Origin of the sequence: Chitinophaga sp. sic0106, from assembly GCF_019219075.1 — a bacterium.
GTDB lineage: Bacteria > Bacteroidota > Bacteroidia > Chitinophagales > Chitinophagaceae > Chitinophaga.
This window is the reverse complement of record NZ_JAHUWJ010000027.1, coordinates 50,108-66,146: the sequence shown is the minus strand read 5'-3', so window position 1 is coordinate 66,146 and position 16,039 is coordinate 50,108. Positions and strand designations below refer to the sequence as shown.

General features: G+C 45.9%; 18 protein-coding genes. All 18 read right to left on the bottom strand.

What is annotated here, in order from left to right:
* Nucleotides 1-2 precede the first annotated feature (2 nt).
* Complete coding sequence (locus KW844_RS26975; RefSeq protein WP_218379883.1) at nucleotides 3-1,208, bottom strand: baseplate J/gp47 family protein; 1,206 nt, start codon at nucleotides 1,206-1,208, stop codon at nucleotides 3-5.
* A gap of 2 nt (nucleotides 1,209-1,210) precedes the next feature.
* Complete coding sequence (locus KW844_RS26970; RefSeq protein WP_218379882.1) at nucleotides 1,211-2,140, bottom strand: hypothetical protein; 930 nt, start codon at nucleotides 2,138-2,140, stop codon at nucleotides 1,211-1,213.
* Nucleotides 2,109-2,876 carry a hypothetical protein gene (locus tag KW844_RS26965; protein ID WP_218379881.1) on the bottom strand — a complete coding sequence of 256 codons (768 nt, stop codon included), beginning with the start codon at nucleotides 2,874-2,876 and terminating at the stop codon, nucleotides 2,109-2,111. The genes KW844_RS26970 and KW844_RS26965 overlap by 32 nt, the downstream gene beginning before the upstream one ends.
* Before the next feature lie 65 nt (nucleotides 2,877-2,941).
* Nucleotides 2,942-3,781, bottom strand: coding sequence for a hypothetical protein (locus KW844_RS26960; protein ID WP_218379880.1), 840 nt, complete (start codon nucleotides 3,779-3,781; stop codon nucleotides 2,942-2,944).
* 7 nt (nucleotides 3,782-3,788) lie between these two features.
* Entirely contained in the window at nucleotides 3,789-7,259 is a 3,471-nt protein-coding gene (locus KW844_RS26955; RefSeq protein ID WP_218379879.1) for a hypothetical protein, read from the bottom strand.
* A gap of 21 nt (nucleotides 7,260-7,280) precedes the next feature.
* Entirely contained in the window at nucleotides 7,281-9,371 is a 2,091-nt protein-coding gene (locus tag KW844_RS26950) for a hypothetical protein (RefSeq protein WP_218379878.1), read from the bottom strand.
* Between the two features lie 4 nt (nucleotides 9,372-9,375).
* On the bottom strand, nucleotides 9,376-9,696 hold the full coding sequence (locus KW844_RS26945; protein ID WP_218379877.1) for a hypothetical protein: 321 nt from the start codon (nucleotides 9,694-9,696) through the stop codon (nucleotides 9,376-9,378).
* Entirely contained in the window at nucleotides 9,696-10,079 is a 384-nt protein-coding gene (locus KW844_RS26940; RefSeq protein WP_218379876.1) for a hypothetical protein, read from the bottom strand. The genes KW844_RS26945 and KW844_RS26940 overlap by 1 nt, the downstream gene beginning before the upstream one ends.
* A 49-nt stretch (nucleotides 10,080-10,128) precedes the next feature.
* Entirely contained in the window at nucleotides 10,129-10,563 is a 435-nt protein-coding gene (locus KW844_RS26935) for a hypothetical protein (protein ID WP_218379875.1), read from the bottom strand.
* Between the two features lie 117 nt (nucleotides 10,564-10,680).
* Nucleotides 10,681-12,318, bottom strand: a complete 1,638-nt coding sequence (locus tag KW844_RS26930; RefSeq protein ID WP_218379874.1) for a hypothetical protein — start codon at nucleotides 12,316-12,318, stop codon at nucleotides 10,681-10,683.
* An 80-nt stretch (nucleotides 12,319-12,398) separates the two neighbouring features.
* Nucleotides 12,399-13,010, bottom strand: coding sequence for a hypothetical protein (locus tag KW844_RS26925; RefSeq protein WP_218379873.1), 612 nt, complete (start codon nucleotides 13,008-13,010; stop codon nucleotides 12,399-12,401).
* Between the two features lie 254 nt (nucleotides 13,011-13,264).
* On the bottom strand, nucleotides 13,265-13,543 hold the full coding sequence (locus KW844_RS26920; protein ID WP_218379872.1) for a hypothetical protein: 279 nt from the start codon (nucleotides 13,541-13,543) through the stop codon (nucleotides 13,265-13,267).
* A 52-nt stretch (nucleotides 13,544-13,595) separates the two neighbouring features.
* Complete coding sequence (locus KW844_RS26915; protein ID WP_218379871.1) at nucleotides 13,596-14,069, bottom strand: hypothetical protein; 474 nt, start codon at nucleotides 14,067-14,069, stop codon at nucleotides 13,596-13,598.
* Nucleotides 14,070-14,072: 3 nt separating this feature from the next.
* The gene (locus KW844_RS26910) at nucleotides 14,073-14,300 is read right to left on the bottom strand and encodes a hypothetical protein (RefSeq protein ID WP_218379870.1); all 228 of its coding nucleotides are present in this window, start codon (nucleotides 14,298-14,300) and stop codon (nucleotides 14,073-14,075) included.
* The gene (locus KW844_RS26905; protein WP_218379869.1) at nucleotides 14,297-14,614 is read right to left on the bottom strand and encodes a hypothetical protein; all 318 of its coding nucleotides are present in this window, start codon (nucleotides 14,612-14,614) and stop codon (nucleotides 14,297-14,299) included. Before KW844_RS26905 ends, KW844_RS26910 begins: the two co-directional genes overlap by 4 nt.
* Nucleotides 14,615-14,661: 47 nt before the next feature.
* Nucleotides 14,662-14,874: a hypothetical protein gene (locus KW844_RS26900; RefSeq protein ID WP_218379868.1), complete on the bottom strand. Its 213-nt coding sequence runs from the start codon at nucleotides 14,872-14,874 to the stop codon at nucleotides 14,662-14,664.
* A gap of 1 nt (nucleotide 14,875) precedes the next feature.
* On the bottom strand, nucleotides 14,876-15,382 hold the full coding sequence (locus tag KW844_RS26895) for a hypothetical protein (protein ID WP_218379867.1): 507 nt from the start codon (nucleotides 15,380-15,382) through the stop codon (nucleotides 14,876-14,878).
* Between the two features lie 31 nt (nucleotides 15,383-15,413).
* Nucleotides 15,414-15,698: a hypothetical protein gene (locus tag KW844_RS26890; protein WP_218379866.1), complete on the bottom strand. Its 285-nt coding sequence runs from the start codon at nucleotides 15,696-15,698 to the stop codon at nucleotides 15,414-15,416.
* Nucleotides 15,699-16,039: the final 341 nt, after the last annotated feature.

The following is a 16,039-nucleotide window of genomic DNA, read 5'->3' as shown; positions in this document are numbered from 1 at the left end:
AATTATAAATCTAAAATTGTAGACATGTAAGCGTGATCAATCACGTTTGGATAATAGAGCGGCGAAAGCGTACCACTGAAGTTGGTAATAATTTTCCCTTCGAGGTCCAGCATCAGAAATCCACGTAGCCGGGGCAATGCAAACTGATCAATGGACAGGTCCGTACGAGGATAGAAATACTGATCCGGCACGTACTTGATACCCGCTGTATTTTTTACTATCTGCAACAGGTTATCCCATTCTACGCGCATCTGCGCCGGATCGAAATAGCGGAAGTCGAGGTACTTAGAAATTACTATTTGAATATTGCGGCGAATATCGTCGGGGTTAACCGTCTTCTCCAGCTCTGCGCGGAAACAGATATCAACGGGTGCGTACGTACCATTTTTGAGTTCTATACCATAATACGCCGTACCGAAAGGCTTATATTCTGTCAATGAAAAGTACATAGCACTTTTCTGCAGCAGTTCATCTGTTTCTGTGGAGGTTAGCAAGGAGCCGTCCTGTGTAACGATGCCTAGTATTACTTTTCCTGAGTTGCTGTTGCCGTAATGAAATACACGTAGGACTTTGGGATTTATAGCAATAAAGAGTTGTTCCATCATTGCCAGTGTGCCACGGGCAAGTATGTTGGCTCCGTTTTTAATCCGGATACGGAAAAATTCATCTGGTTCCATATCGCGGCCAAATTCAGCGCGACATTCATTAATCACATTCAGGTGACCACTTGGAGCTGGCACTACACGGGAAATGGACAAGGCATCCACATTGGTGGCAGCGCCCTTTTCGATGCTTCGTACCTTTGCGTAGGTGAACCCTGTTGTTCCAACGGTGAAGTCTTCCTCGAATTCAAAGCGGATACCCGCTGTTGACAAGGGGAAATGCAGGTTGGCATTATAGGAGGTTCCCGGGTTCGCCATTACTCTAACGTACGTGCTGGCACCGAGACTCCCCATCCGTGGGGCAACCCCAAAGTTCAATGCCACCTGGTCCAGCTGAGAGCCAAAAGCGGTATCAGGAAAGAGCTGGCTCAGCGCCAGTACAATATCCTTTTCTCCTTTGCCAACAATTTTAGCGATGCCGGTTGCGATGCCGGAAAGCACCGAGTTATCAGCTACTTTCGTTACTTTATCGGTCGTGTTGATCAACGTTTCCAGAAAAAGTAATCTTCGTTCAATGGATGTAGAGGGTTTAATATCCAGTGCCATAATTATATTATAATACTAGCTTCAATCGTTTCATTCAATCTTGTACTTACCTGGTAGTTTATCTGCAGGGTATCATTCACAACTTTTATTTCTTTGATACTAAAGTCCTGCAGTGTATCATCCGATTGGAAGGTGGCCGTCATCTGCCGGGAGATTACCGGAAAATTGAGTGATGCACGATTACCGCCGATGATAACTGCTGTCTGCAAGCCGTCGTTAGGAGCAAATGGATTGTCGTTCACTTTCAATGCCGCCAGGATTTCCACACTCTGAAACACCGTGTCATCTTCTGAGAGGGTGAGCAGGTCGTTATCGGCAAATTGTAAAGCCCGGTGCAGATCTTTTCCCAGGATGCGTTTTCCCTCCATGGAATCAACTACAGAGGATACCTTGATGGTAGCCGCACCAGCCGACTGTGTAAGTTTCAGGTTCACACCGCCATCAGGCGTGTAATCTTCTTCCCGGATATTATTGCTGATGGCAATATCTGCCCAATCATCATCCGCCCAGGTATCTTTCAGTAAATCCCTGGAAATCCTTTCCATGGTTTGTCCTGCAGGCATCACATAATCGAAGGCCATTCCGTTATTGAACGCAATATTAGAGCGGGTGGATCTTGCCCATCGGTTAATATTACGCACCGTTTTAAGTCTGCTGTCGATATTCTCTACTTCCTCCAGCAAATACCACCACTGACTGTTAGTCAGCTGTACGCCATGCGTCTGAAATGCGGTTAAAAAAACCTGGGTTTCAGTTTCGAGGGCGGCGAGACTGGCAAAGGGATCACTTTTCACACTAGTAAGTTTGCCAGCGTAATACGCTTCCAGCAATGGATAGTCAGTCTGAAAAAAATTCAGTGCCTGCTGAAGGTATTGCGCGATGGCTTTACCTGTGATCCGCTCAAATTCGATTAAGGTATTTAAGTTTATCATTTCCAAAATTTAAAAGGCCAGCGAGTTGATTTATGGTGGCATCCATCTTTTCCTGCACGCGGTGTGCTTTATCCAGTTCCTTATATCTTGCAGCCGGATCTGCGGTTACCGCCAAAGGGGCAATTGCCTTTAACGCCAGGGTATACTGGTGCAGCATATTATTCTCCTCAGTCATTGAAATTTTGAATGACACTGGTTTAACATAATAACTGTTTCCAAAGGCAAGATTGTAGAAGATCAGGAAGCGGGGTCCCTTTTCATCGATCCTGTCGGCATCCATTATCAGCTCCTCCATTACTTTCAGGCAGCCATATCCTGTTTTAACTCGGTCATCAAAAACCTGTCTGGCAGCATCCTTTGCTTTTTCAATAATGTTTTTACCTTTTGGTTTTCGGAAAGCACTTACGAAGTCGGTAAAATTCGACCCCAGGAGGATCCTGAACTTCCGTCCGAAGGTGCCGGAGAGGGTAATATCCACCGGTGAAAACGTAGTACTGGACATGGTTACGATACCTCCCAGCGTTCGTTTAAAACTTGTTGGCTTAGGTTGCGATTCATCAATATTGGATGGCATTACCGGGAAGATGAAATATTTTAACGTGCTGCCGTCCTTATCTACCAGTTCGAGCGCACAGATGTACTGCTCAAACTCTTCCGGATACATCACATTGATCCCTTCTTTCCCGCTTTGCTGTAAAAGTGCATTTCTTGCCTGCACGGCATTTTGTAAGCTCATCTATTTTACAGTTGATTCTAAAACGATCGGTGCGATATTGGCGGCTGGTCCCATTGCCGCATAGCTTATTTATTTATGTACCCTACATTACTTAAAAATTCATCTGTCTTGTTCTTAAAGGCCGCTATCTGTGTGGCATTCAATAATGGTTGCTGGCCAATGGCAGTTGAAACAGTAGTTTTACTCAGTTCGTCAATCAGGTCAGATAAGAAATTTTTCAGCTTATTCCCCAGCACAAATGGCTCTTCTCCGTTATTAATGATAAATTTCTCTCCTTTAAAACCATTTTGTCCCGGGGACTGCTCAAACACGGCTGTTTTACTATCATCATCCGCTGCTGCCGCCCTATCGACCGTAGTGGTACGAAAAGCTCCCTGTTGGCGAAATGCCACTACCTCAGATGCGATACATTCCACATCACCTTTTACTGCCATCGCCAGTTTTCCAGCCTGCTGACCTGTTACCTGCAGGCGCATGGTGCCGCCCAGTGCGCCGCCGTTGACCGCCAGCAGGAGATTTTTGTATTTGGGAGAGCCTTCGATATCCACGTGTGCATCTTCAAATGTGCTGGACCACTTAATAGCGGATTCATGTGCACCGCCGAGTTGGTCGGCTACAGGAAACCTGGCTATTACGATCGGGAGACTCTGCGCTTCCTCCGTTACATATACTACCGGAGACCCCAGTTTATCGACGGTTGCAGGAAACTCCAGGTGATTCATCACCTCAGGCGATACCGGCAATCTGTTCATAAAGCTTCCGTCATCGCCCCATACGCTGATGGTGTAATTCTGATAGCAATCCCGGATGTAAACGTCCCGGTCAATATCCGTTGGGATAGCGACATATGCGATACCAACAGCATATTTCAAATCAAGCAATGGTGTTCGGCCAAGTGTATACATGATTAAATTATTTTTTATTAGGCTTCATTCGCTGTCCGATTACCTCGATATCCGCATCATCATTTATCCCGACCAGCACCTGTTTACTAGTCACTGTCCGGAACGTCGGATTCATTTGCAGCCGGTTTAGAAAGTAGTTGAATACAGTAGGATTCACTTTAAAGTATTTAAACACATCATCTATGTTTGATACATTTTTTTGTGCGGCCCCTGTTTGAGCAATGTTCACCACTTCTGCCGGAGGATCCGGTTGTTTATAGGGAGTTCCTTTTGCCAGTGATGCCAGTACCGGGTCTTTGATCTGAAAATGCACGGGATCATAGTAGGGCTTACCACCACTCCTGCTGAGAAAATTACCATAACCGCGTCCATCTGTCCATTGCATACCCACCCGGTCCCCTACTTCTACAACACCGGTACTTTTCCATATCTCCAATGGTGTACTCTTCGAGATAATCTTTTTTGTTTTTTTATGAATCAGGGAGATATCCAATGCCGCACTTCTCTCATGCCTGCTGGTACCAGGTAGTGCATTCCGCTTGTTTTTTGTCCACAAAACGGTTTGTTCCGCCTTGGTTCTTGGTCCTGCTTCCGGAAGAATGATAACCCAGTAATCGGTGGTGCGATTAATCTCCCGGATGAAGTCGCGGATAATAGGCCATTGTGCCTCAGGATATCTTTCCAACACCCCTTTCGCAATCTCGTTACGGGCGTCCAGTTCCGCCCGGCGGGTACTTTTACTGGCGGCAGGCTGCTCCTCTTTTTTATTCGCTTCCTGCGTTGTAGCGGCGGATTGGGATGGAGTGGCGGTGGCAGGAGGCACCTCCGTAGTAGTGACTACCTTGTTACTCTTTAACTCTGCATACCTGAATTCTGATATTGTCTGGATGATATTAAAGTAGGAAGCATATACGACCTCCGTATCTGCTGATCCCGGCTGAGCTTTTATAGGAACGCCATAAATCAACTGTTCTACCATGCCACGACTCACCTGAATAGCGGTAGTAGCTTCTACCGAGGTATCCGTTACCTGCAGGTTATGCTGTACCCCTTCCACAAAAAATATCTCACCAGTAGGTTCGTACCTGATAAAGTTTCCGGCTTTTATTCTTCGGTCACGCAGGATTGTGATTGTCCCCTGGCGCGTGAACGGGAGGTAGGCAGTAGATTCAATCATTTGTTTCAGATCGAATATCGACTGAGCTTCGATGATATTCAACTCTCCCATATTACGGCCACTGTATACGGTGCTGGGCAGATAGTTATGTGTCAGTTGCATGGATCTTGATCCGAAATATTCCGCATACTCTTTAAAGTACAATGCCGGTAAAGCAGCCATGGCAAATGAATCCCGTGGCCCAATCGGATTTGCTTTAGGAATCAGCTGATACCAGGAAACAGCTTCTGTATCGGAGAACTCAAGTGTTTCACTAAGCACCTGGGACGACTCCACTGTTATCACAGCCGGTTTTCTTATTTCTGTGGTGGTAGTTTCACCAGTGGCACTATCTGTATGCTGCTCCGTACGGATACTTCCTTTCAACGCACTTAAGATAGATTTTCGGTCAAATGGCGGTTTACGGACCATGATATAGAACATATCTCCGTAGGTATCCATCTGAAATTCTACAAACGGATGCTGACAAATCTTTTTGAAGAAGTTTATGAGGCTTCCGGTAGCTGTGGACATGGAGCTATCGATTAACAACCTGGAACTAACATTTTTATCAACTACCATTTTTACAATCTGCCAGATGCCTTTTGCGGCAGATGCTGTCAGTTCCTCCTTATATGTTGGCTGTGCGTGTTCCAAATCAATGTAGGCATCTATTGCAGGCATCCAGTTGTCGGCATACAGCATGGTAACAGAAGCAGCTTCATCACTAATTAATCCATAGATATTTTCCCTGAAATAGATGGGAATACTGTCTGCAGGAACAACTTCATTGCCACCGTTCTGCCTGACATAGGTATTTTTTTCCCAGCCTTTTGTTTCATTGCCGGCTACAGACCTGACCTTCATTTTACGGATATGCTTAAAAAAGCGAAGTACTTCAGCAAATATTTCATCTACTTTTTTCTCCTCTTCGGCTTTCCTTTGGAATGCGAGTGAATTATCCCTGCGAATTCTTGCAAAAATATTTTTGGCTTCAGTTTTATGTTGTTCCAGCTTTCCTCTCAATTGTTCCTTAGTAGCATGATCGGCCGGGAGTACGTCATACCGGGTATTCAGGCGGTTCTTACCACCGGTATTATAGGCACTGAATAAGTCGTCCGGTACGATCTTAATGGTGGAGAGCTGTTGAATAATAAACCGGATCACCGTATCGAGGGATTGTGGGTTATAGGGTCCCAGCATAGAGAGCGCATTACCGTTCCACATCCTTTCTATCAACGGATTATTGGTGGTAGCAGACCCCATCCCTCCCATTTTCCCTTTCGTGAACTCGAAAGGGAGGAAGTAAGTACCATCATCGTATATCAGCTTGGATAAATCGCGGCCGGTGACATCGATACTGACGTCATTGTTGGTGGCGTTGATAGTGATACTGGTTTTATCCACCAGTGCAATCATATCATAGATACGGTCCGGCAGGCTGTTTTTATTGATGATATCGGCCAGCTGATCTTCCTCACGCTGCACCTTTTCCATCTCCAGTGTTTCCAGTCGGATAAACACCACATCATTGGGTGTGATGATGTTATTAAAGAGGAATGAATTCCTGGCCAATGTTCTGGTACCGTCTTCAGCAATTTTGCCATCTATACCAAATAGATTTCCACTCGAAAAGAATTGTTTGCGCCCGATACCGTCCAGCTTTTGATAATCTTTACGGTCTGCTGTCCGTAATACCCAGGTATTATTGACCATTTCGCAGCGGATAGGTGCCAGCGATAGCTGAAAATGCCCGCCACCGCTCCTGGACACGTTAGTTACCAGCCGCGTGAGATAAGGTGTGAGGTCAAATATTTTTCCATTTTTTTCACCGGCATTGTAATCGGAGAGTGCTTTTGTCCAGATCCATACGGTAGCATTGGGATAACGTTGCATAGTTTTTCCCATCCATTCCATATTAGCCTCACTATCCAGGTCTACAGCCGTTTTGTATCCGGTATCAGATTCCAGTTCAGCCAGTTTATCAGCTTTGAACATGGTAAAGTCATTACTCACCACCTCAATACCTTGTGTTAGTAAGGCGCATCTGTCCAGCTTTTCGATTTCTACTGCCAGCTTGGTATTCAGTACTAACACGATATCTGCCAGTGCCACATTCTCTGCTGATTTTCTATCACCAGCAAGTATATGAGCATCGATGAGGGCCTGTTTGTTCGTATAACCTTTTCTGATCTCCACCTGACCGAATGCATCGATATTACCGGCATAGGCGGCGGCAGGAGAGCCCTTTTCGTTCACTAAATCACGTACTGTTTTGATATCAGGATTGGTATGTGTAATGATATATACTTTGTCACTCATAGCATTTATTTCGTAGTGATGTTAATGAATGGGATTAGGGGCAAACTTCATGGTTTCCTTAAAGGCGATAGGTGCCAGGGTATTATCTTTTCTCATTGCCGGCATGGATGGCAGTGTTGATGCGGATGATTTTCCGATTTCCAGTGTTCCATTTTCCAGCTTGATGCTTGAACCCGATAGGGATCGTATCAGCGCTTCATATACCTTATCACTCATTACCTGGGCAACTTCATTCATACCTGCGACTGCTTTATCTTTATGTTCGGCGGTTTCTCTGTCCATTTGTGTGGTATTTTGTTTGCCGAGTACGTCGAAATCGCGGATAGGTAACCCCATTGATTCCAGGTAGCCTTTTTTTGTAACACCGTTAAAGGCGTCACTGTTATCAAACAGTTCTCTGGAGGCGGTGTAGCTCAGTTGGGGGAAGAAGCGCTTGATAAACATGCGGCCATCATCATCACTACCGAGGGTATGGGCTGTTTTCACGATTGATTGCATATATTCATTTCCCTTTTTACCAGACAGGCCTTGCTCCTGCATTTCGAGCAGCTCATACATAGAGGCATTAGGTGCAATTTTGCGCAATGCCATAAAGGACATGGCTTTTGTGACGTCGGAATCAGGATGCGAAAGTCCATCCTGTACGGCCATTGCATTGCTCATACCACGTGGATCCGACATACTGAACATGCCGCCAACCTGCTGAAATCTGGCCATAATATCTGCGGTAGTATTGGTACCCACAAACGTTTGGTTTTTCAGAAACTGTGTGTGCAGCGTAGCGAACTTGTTGAAGTAATCCCCCAGGCCTGCATAATCACCTGACTTGATCATTTTGGAGGATACCCCTCTGTCGATGAGTCCTGATACAAGTGCGGTGAGGGAGTTGTTCCCTTCCTTGTTGGTACCTTGCAGTTCGATCAGTCCCATTAACTCGTTCTGGCCTACGTTATATGCCTTGCTGATGCTTACCAGTTCTGAGGTATAACGTGCTGCTTCACCCATGCCGCCTTTGGTGGCTACTTTCTCCATCAGTTCGGCAGACTGAAACGCATCTACACCGTATTGGCTCAGGCGCGGTACGCCTACGCTGAATTCCCTGCCGGTGAAGCCGTTCAAGCGATTCACCAATGCTTCAAATTCCTGTTGTGCAATCGCTTTTTTCTGGTCTTGTTCTCCTTTGGCTCCACCGATGGTGCTGCCAATGGTATAGCCAAGCTGTGCACCGAGTATCGGCATTCCTACCAGGGAGCCGGCTAATGCGCCCACAGCCCCGCCGCCAATGCCCCAGGCTACCTCTGTGTCATTTTTTATGGTCTGAAAACTATTTTCAGCGTTGGCATGCACACTGTATTGCTTGGCTGCAAAGGACACCAGCTGCGTATAGGTCTCAGGGTTAGCCAGGGTTGATGTTAATGCCTTGCCGAGTCCTGCCAGCGGATACCGCCTTGCATAGCGGCGTTGCAATTCATCATCACCGCCACCGCTGCTTCCACCACTCCCGCCGCCGTCACTGCCTTCGCAGGAACATTCCACTTCTGAAGGGATCAGGTCACCGAGCTTGCCGATTTCTTCCTTTACGGCATCTATTGCGGCTACGATGGACCCTGCTTCATTGGAAAATTGTGCTATCTGTTGTTGTGCGGCGTTGCTGATGGCGTCCCGGTTATCATGCATGGCCCTTACCAGGGTATCAAACTGGTCAAAGCCACCGGACGAACCTTTTGCCTGTAAGCCGAGATTTTGACGGCTGGTGGTATAACTCCAGTCAACCTGACCTACTCCACTGAGATTGGTGGCGCTAACAGCTACTCCTGGGAGGGACTGGTGTGACCGAATACGCTGCAGCTCAGTTTCCGCTTGCCGTTGTTCCCGGTAAAAATCTTTCCGGCGACGAGCCATGGCCACTTCCAGGTTGCTGAGTTTGGTCAGGGCATCCACCTGGTCATTGATCAGTTTCAGCTGATCCTGTGCTAATTTATTTTGGGCCTTACCATCATCCTGCAATTTTCTGTTGGTTTCCGTTGCCTGTTTCTGCAATTTTATCAGATAGGCTGTCAGGTCTATTCCACCATTACTAATCGTAACTTGAATACTGTTTTCTCCAGCCATAAGATTAATATTGAATAGTGTTTAAATCGATATTGGACAGGTCGCCAAAGAGTTTATCTTCCTGTTCAGGATCTTTTCGTTCCCTGATCCAAATACCATCTTTCAATTCTTTTTCATTCTCTTTCTGGTGTAAATGGAATTCCTGCGACTCAGTAAATGCCTGTTCCTCGAGATATTCGACCAGGATATTGATCTGGCACAGCTCACGATGAGCGGCCGTGCCAAATCCTACCTGGTATTTTTTCCTGTACCATTTATCCAATGGGTAACGATTATTCCATTTTACAGCATATGATTTCAAGTTATCCAATGCCGGATGTTCCATTATGGTTGTTTGTCGTTGGGATTGGCCAGCAGCTGATCCCATTGTTCAAACCAGGGTACTACTTTAGAGATATACTCGTTGAGCACCATTTCCATTTTGTCGCGGTCCAGGGCAAAGAGTGACTTCACAGTCAGATCGTCTTTGAGTTGTGGCAGCAACACATTGAAGGTGGCTACCGCATCAATCGTCACTGCGCTGCGCAGGAAACCTGCATCATAGCTGTATTTCAGCTTTTCATAATTACCTCCAGAGAACTGTGCCTTCAACACGTCAATATCAATTAATTGACCGGTGTTGGGATAATTGATGGTATAATCGTTATTGCCAATACGGACGGATACAGATCTGAGTGGCATTTTCTTTTCGTTTGTGCCTTCGTTCATTATGAAAAAGCATTAATTGTTTAGAAATGTGTTAGGGGTCCATTACTTATTATTGGATATAAGTAATCGGGGTCAGGTATTTGAATGACTGGTTATGTCCGGCGATAGCTGCTTCGCTGATGTTGAAGCTGTCGGATTCAATCAGACAGTTTTTCACGCTGGCGTAGGGCTGTAATTTAGGTTTGATGACACCTTGGGCATCAATTACGTCAGATACCTTTTTGAAGATATCCAGTTGTACGCCATCCGTATCGAGGATCAGCTGATCTTCGAATGAAGTACCATCATTGAGTACCTGCGAACCGATGCTTGGGAATGCTCTTCTGATTGCATTTTTAATACCTGTTTTATCGAAGCGTACTTCCATAAACTCACAGGTAAGCGTACCTTCCCACTCGGTAACTGCCTGTTCAGACGCCATGATGGTGCCGATACCTCTTACGGGTACTCTACGGATATTTTCAGTAGCGGTTACGTTACGCATTAAACCGATTACTTCTCCTTCACATTTAATTAAAGCTATAGCTCCAGTAAAAACCTTTTCTGCCATTGAATAAAAAATAAATACAAACAGCGATCTGCAATCGTTACGGTGGAAGTATTAAGCTTCCAGGATCACGCCGGTGATCACTATTTTATTCACTTCATAGTTTGGCACAAACTCGTACAGCACGTAGTAGTTATCACCGGAAACGGTAGCACTTACATTACCGAAGCGGATGATCAGGTTATCCGTGAGTGCGTTAGCTGTTCTGCTTTGCAGGAATCCTTCCAGCCATGCTTTGAGGTCGGCTTCAGTAACGGTATTGCGGTTAGGGCCCACATTATCTTTACCGAAGAATTTACGTTTTGCATTCACCACGATTTCTTTGTTCAGCTGTGCGGTGATCCGTTTCACGGCGATGCTGGCGGAGGTACCATCTTCATTGACGAGGTACTCGTTTTGCTGCAGCGTATTGATACCCTGAAGGATTACGTAGTCGTCCAGTTCGTAATCGTAGTGGGTCACCAGCAGCCCGCTGTTGTTAGCCAGTTCCAGCTCGGCATTATCCAGTTTATGTACTTCTCCGTTGATACCGATACGTTTGAAAGTAGCCGGTGTTTGTGGAGCAAGGCCTGCGATGCGGCCTAATACTGCGGCGGCTTTATACAGCTGACTTACCAGTTTAAAACCTGATTGGGTGGTTATTTTGGCAGCACCATGCACAAGGATTACTTTATCATTATTGTAATAATGTGCGGCAGCAATGCTGGAGTTTTCACCGGTATTGAATCCGGCTTTATCTGCCTGGCCTGCGGCCAGCATAAAGCGCTCGTATTTGGATTCACCGCTGGTGATAAAGTCGAGCAGTTTCTGGTTGTTAGCATGTTTCACCTCATTGGCATAGCGGGTGCTGAAGAAGAAGGTGAAATCCTGGGTGTTCAATGCGCTCAGTGCTGCATCAAAAGCTGCCGGGGTATAGGATTCTGTTGCACCTGTTGCCAGTACATAATCCGGGTAGGTTACCAGGTCGGCCGCTACGATAGCGCCGGTGGTAGTTACCGCTGAATCTTTCAGGCGGAAGCCGGTTTTAAATGCACTGCTGGCATTCATCCAGGCTACCAGCTCAGTGATGGTGGCTACTTCCGGGGAAGACACGATTTGTGCCGCACGGGTGTCGGCAGCTGCAATGCCGTCGTACGGGGCATTGTTCAGCGCATCAGTACCCCTGAAGGCGCCATGGTAAAGTGACAGTACAAACTTGGTGGCATCTGAAACACCAGCACTGAGTTTAGCGGCATAACCACGTACCAGCTTACCGGCGGTCAGCAAACCGTTTGCATTCATTCCTTCGTCCAGGGTTTCGATATCCAGGCTACCGTTTGTCAGCTCCAGGCTGATAGCAGCAGGCGCCGTTTCTCTGGCATGGATGAGAAATACTTTGCTTACGCCATTGATAGGCGCCGCAGAAGATCTGGCAGGTTTGAACAGCGGTAAAGCCAGGTTCCACAGCTCACCACCTTTCACAAAATCACGCATCGCCTGCAGGGAAGAAAATTCGTAGATACTGTCGGCTCCCTGCTTCGCAGTGCCCAGCACGCCTGTACCCGCACCGAAACCAGCGCCAATACCGTCATCAATAATTACAATGTTACCATAGGATAAATTGGTTGGCGGGTTAACAATGCCTGATTTGGTAATTGCATACACGCCTGGTAACGACGTCAGCTTTCCGTTAATGTTTACTTTTGTTGCCATTAAAAATACTAATCAATAATGATAGCAATCTTTACTCAAGATTCTGTGAAGCGATCTTTTTATGCAGAAATAATACTGCCTTATTGCAGTCCCGCGGGAATGGAAGGAGCGCTGTAGTTATACTCAAAGTTCAACAGGATCACCCTGCTGGATATGGCGGGTAATAACGCCTCATAACGCCCGCTGCTTCCGCCCCCAATGGTTAACTGCTCCAGCCCTGATAAATGCAGATGTAATTGCAGGGATAACAACAACCCGGTCATCGTTGTATACAGCATCGCTGTTTCGGCAGGATTATCGGATAGTATCGTCAGCGACATCGTCGCTTTCTTTCGCCTTGTAAAATAGGTAGCCTCTCCATCTCCCAATACCAGATCATCCGCAGTCACAAACCCCTGCCCCAGCGCCAGCCACTCATTAGTGGATGCAGGCTCCTCACTCTCCATCGCCAGGATCAGTGCAGGAGACACCGTTTGCTGCGCATCATACCGGTACCCCATTGACAGCTGCCTGCCGCCGGATTCTTCTATCAGCAACGACTTTGCCTGCTGGTAGAAATCATAACCCTCCCACTGCATCCCATTCAGCAATACGGCCAGGTAATCCATAGTACTGGTCTTAATATGGGTCAGTGCTTTACCTATACTTTCCCTCACCAATGATTCAGGAAAAATATTCAGTGATTCCGCCATAAAAAATACAATTGAAAACTCATCCCGATGTTAACAAACGCCTGCAGTTATAACTGGATTAACAAACTAAAAAAACAAGTATGCAACATGCTTGATCAAAAATAATTGCATCTCTTTAAAACGGCTGCAGGAAAGTATTTCAGGGATTAATTCATTCGGTTAACTAACAATCTTTTGATAAGTCAAAGATATAAATTGCGAAGAAGAAAAACAAGTTTAAAATGATAAAATTGAAAACTTGTTTTTCTCATAATTTATGCAGCAGATCGCAGGTATTGCACCACCGGCACATCGGTTGTATCTGCATAAATTTTTAGGTTCAACTGCTGTATCTCCGCAAAATAAATCATCTCATTTAAAGTATAAGGCACACCTTTACTCCAGCAATAAAACAACTGTTGATCAAGGTAAGATGTGATCCCGTTGATAGCAGCCAGGTAAAACTGCTCCTCCTTATCCAGCGGATCTTTCAGGGTAGTAGCCATACTCACTGATATTTTCCTTTCCACATCGGTAAATGTTAGCTGATGCATGTAATTGTTATGTTTTAATTATAAATAATAAGACTGCCTGTTTGTATATCGCTCATCTTTTTTTACGGAAAATGAACAGTAATACAGCCACCAGTACCAGCACGTACCACCACCATTTTATCCCTACGGTTTTACGTGTATGCGCCAAAGTTTGTTGCTGCTGCTGCCGTGTTTCATTTTTACTGGTATTAATTGTTTTACGGGAGATAGTAACCGGCACCTGACGCGGTTCCGCGTAAATCTTCGTCTGCAACTGCTGTGTACGGGTATTGAACACCGCTTGTATATGCAGGCCATTCCCATTTACGGCTCTATGCACTATACGATCTTTGCATGTATCACATTGCAGATCTATTGTAGTCGTAAGACTATCTCCCGCTATCTCCACCAGCGTATCGAGCGTGGTGGCAGTAGTAAGCGTATGCAGTTCGGTCCATTCGGCAGAGGATTGCAGCTGCTGCACCGACCTCACCGTTTTCCCACAGGCTGCCAGTCCCAGCGGCAGCAACAGCAACAGGTATTTCATAGGTTAAGGATGTGAATTTTTATGAATAAGCTTTGCCAGCACGGTGTATTGCGCAGCAGCATCCTGCAACTGATGCATCGTGGTGTCCAGCTGCTGCACATTCCGGTGATGAGTCATCACAATCATGCTGTCAATCGGCCTGAATACTTCCGGTGCACTGGCCGGAGCAGAGGCCGACGGGGAGGCACTCAAGGTGATCATCACCAACATCACTACAATTATTGGCTTCATTTAATGGTGTCTTGTTTTATTTGTTCGGCTATCTTTTTCCGGATTTCAGTCACTCTCTTTAGCTCCATGGCCGCTTTCAGGCGGAGACTATCAATCTCTCTGTCTTTTTCATCCAGCTTTTGCTGAGTCCGTAGTTGCAGGTCCACCGCAAAGGCAGCGAACTTTTCATTGCAACGGATCGTTTGAATTTCGTTGTGTACTCCCCAGGAAAACAATGCGATGATAGCGGCTATACATCCCATAAATGCCCCGATTACGAAGTCTTTTTTCAGGCTTTTGTCGAGTGTCTCATAAATACTTTTTTTGATACTCATTGAATTGTTTTAAAAGGATACCATTCTTTTTCATACATGACTACCGGCTAATTACCAGCCACGAGTATAAACCCATACTGTTCTTCATAGTCGTTATACTCATGCCGTCCAATCAAAGCTATCGTTCCTTCTGCTTCTGTTTCGATCCTGATTTTACCCTGCCATACGCGGCCATCAAAGGAGGTGAACTTGGTAGTTACATCCAGGATAGCATCGTTGTACAATTGCGCATTGGTGATGATTACATCTGGCTGCTGCATCCTAATTCGTTTTTTCCGTACCTGATTGTTCTGCCAGTTCCCTGACCTGAAACTCATAGAAACGTTTTTTATCGATCCTATTCACTACACGTGCCCCTTTATGAACCGCTGCAAACTCTCCTGCATCAAAGGCGCGCAGCAACGATAATTTCAGCAGCTCCAAACCTTGTGTTCGTGCATACGCCAAAGCCTTATCTCTATGCGGAAACAACCCTGCGGGCAACTGATCATCTACATAAAAAAGTGTACGGTTTATTTTTACCATGCCGGCATGTAACGCCTGTTTTCCGATTACAGGAATATAAAAAGATGCGCGCATCACCAGTGTTTCCACCTGCAGCAACTGTTCCTGCAGCTGCTCTGCCGCTGTAAAAACAGGAATCATTCTCGGCTCAGCAGGATGCAACACCGGCATACTAATGCAGGCAGCAATGTTATCCCATACCTCATCAAAGTGCGCACGCTGCCTTACAGACAGGCTTTGGCCTATCGGATGTAACTTCTTCATATCAAAAGGTGATTAAACGGTTAACAAATTATTATAGAGGCACCCCATACAGTAGTGGCTGATTAATACCGGGATGAACAACCGCAGTCACCACACCCATTCTCATCAGGCATCTCAGCTGCGTGCCCCCCCATACTGCTGCTATACTGTACGGGATGCCGAAGTCGAGCCCCACCGTTACCGGATGCACAAACGTTCCCTTTCGGTTTAACAGGTATTTATAAATGCGGAATTGTATTTCCGGTACGTTATTATTGAGGATGGTGTAGGCAATAGCCGCCCCTTCTTCCCTGCGGGAAATCACTTCTGGCTTCATGATAAACGATACTTTAAAAATGAACAAACAATGGTATCCGGCACGCGCCCTTGAGGTACAGGCACACCGATCCGCATACAGTTATAGTATGGCATAACGCTGGCAGTGGCTTTACCGGGAAAGACCAGGCTTAAATAGGATATTATTTGTCAACAGTCATGACACGATCTGTTAAACAGTCTGCAATCTTCGATACTTGAGTGTCCAGATAAGTGAGGTAATCTGAGAAAAGATGATTCGGATAGATATCTGCATTTTACAACGCGAATAATAGGGTTCAACATCACAATTTAAATTAAAAATAGGTTCACACAAAATTATCCGACACGAAAAAACAACAT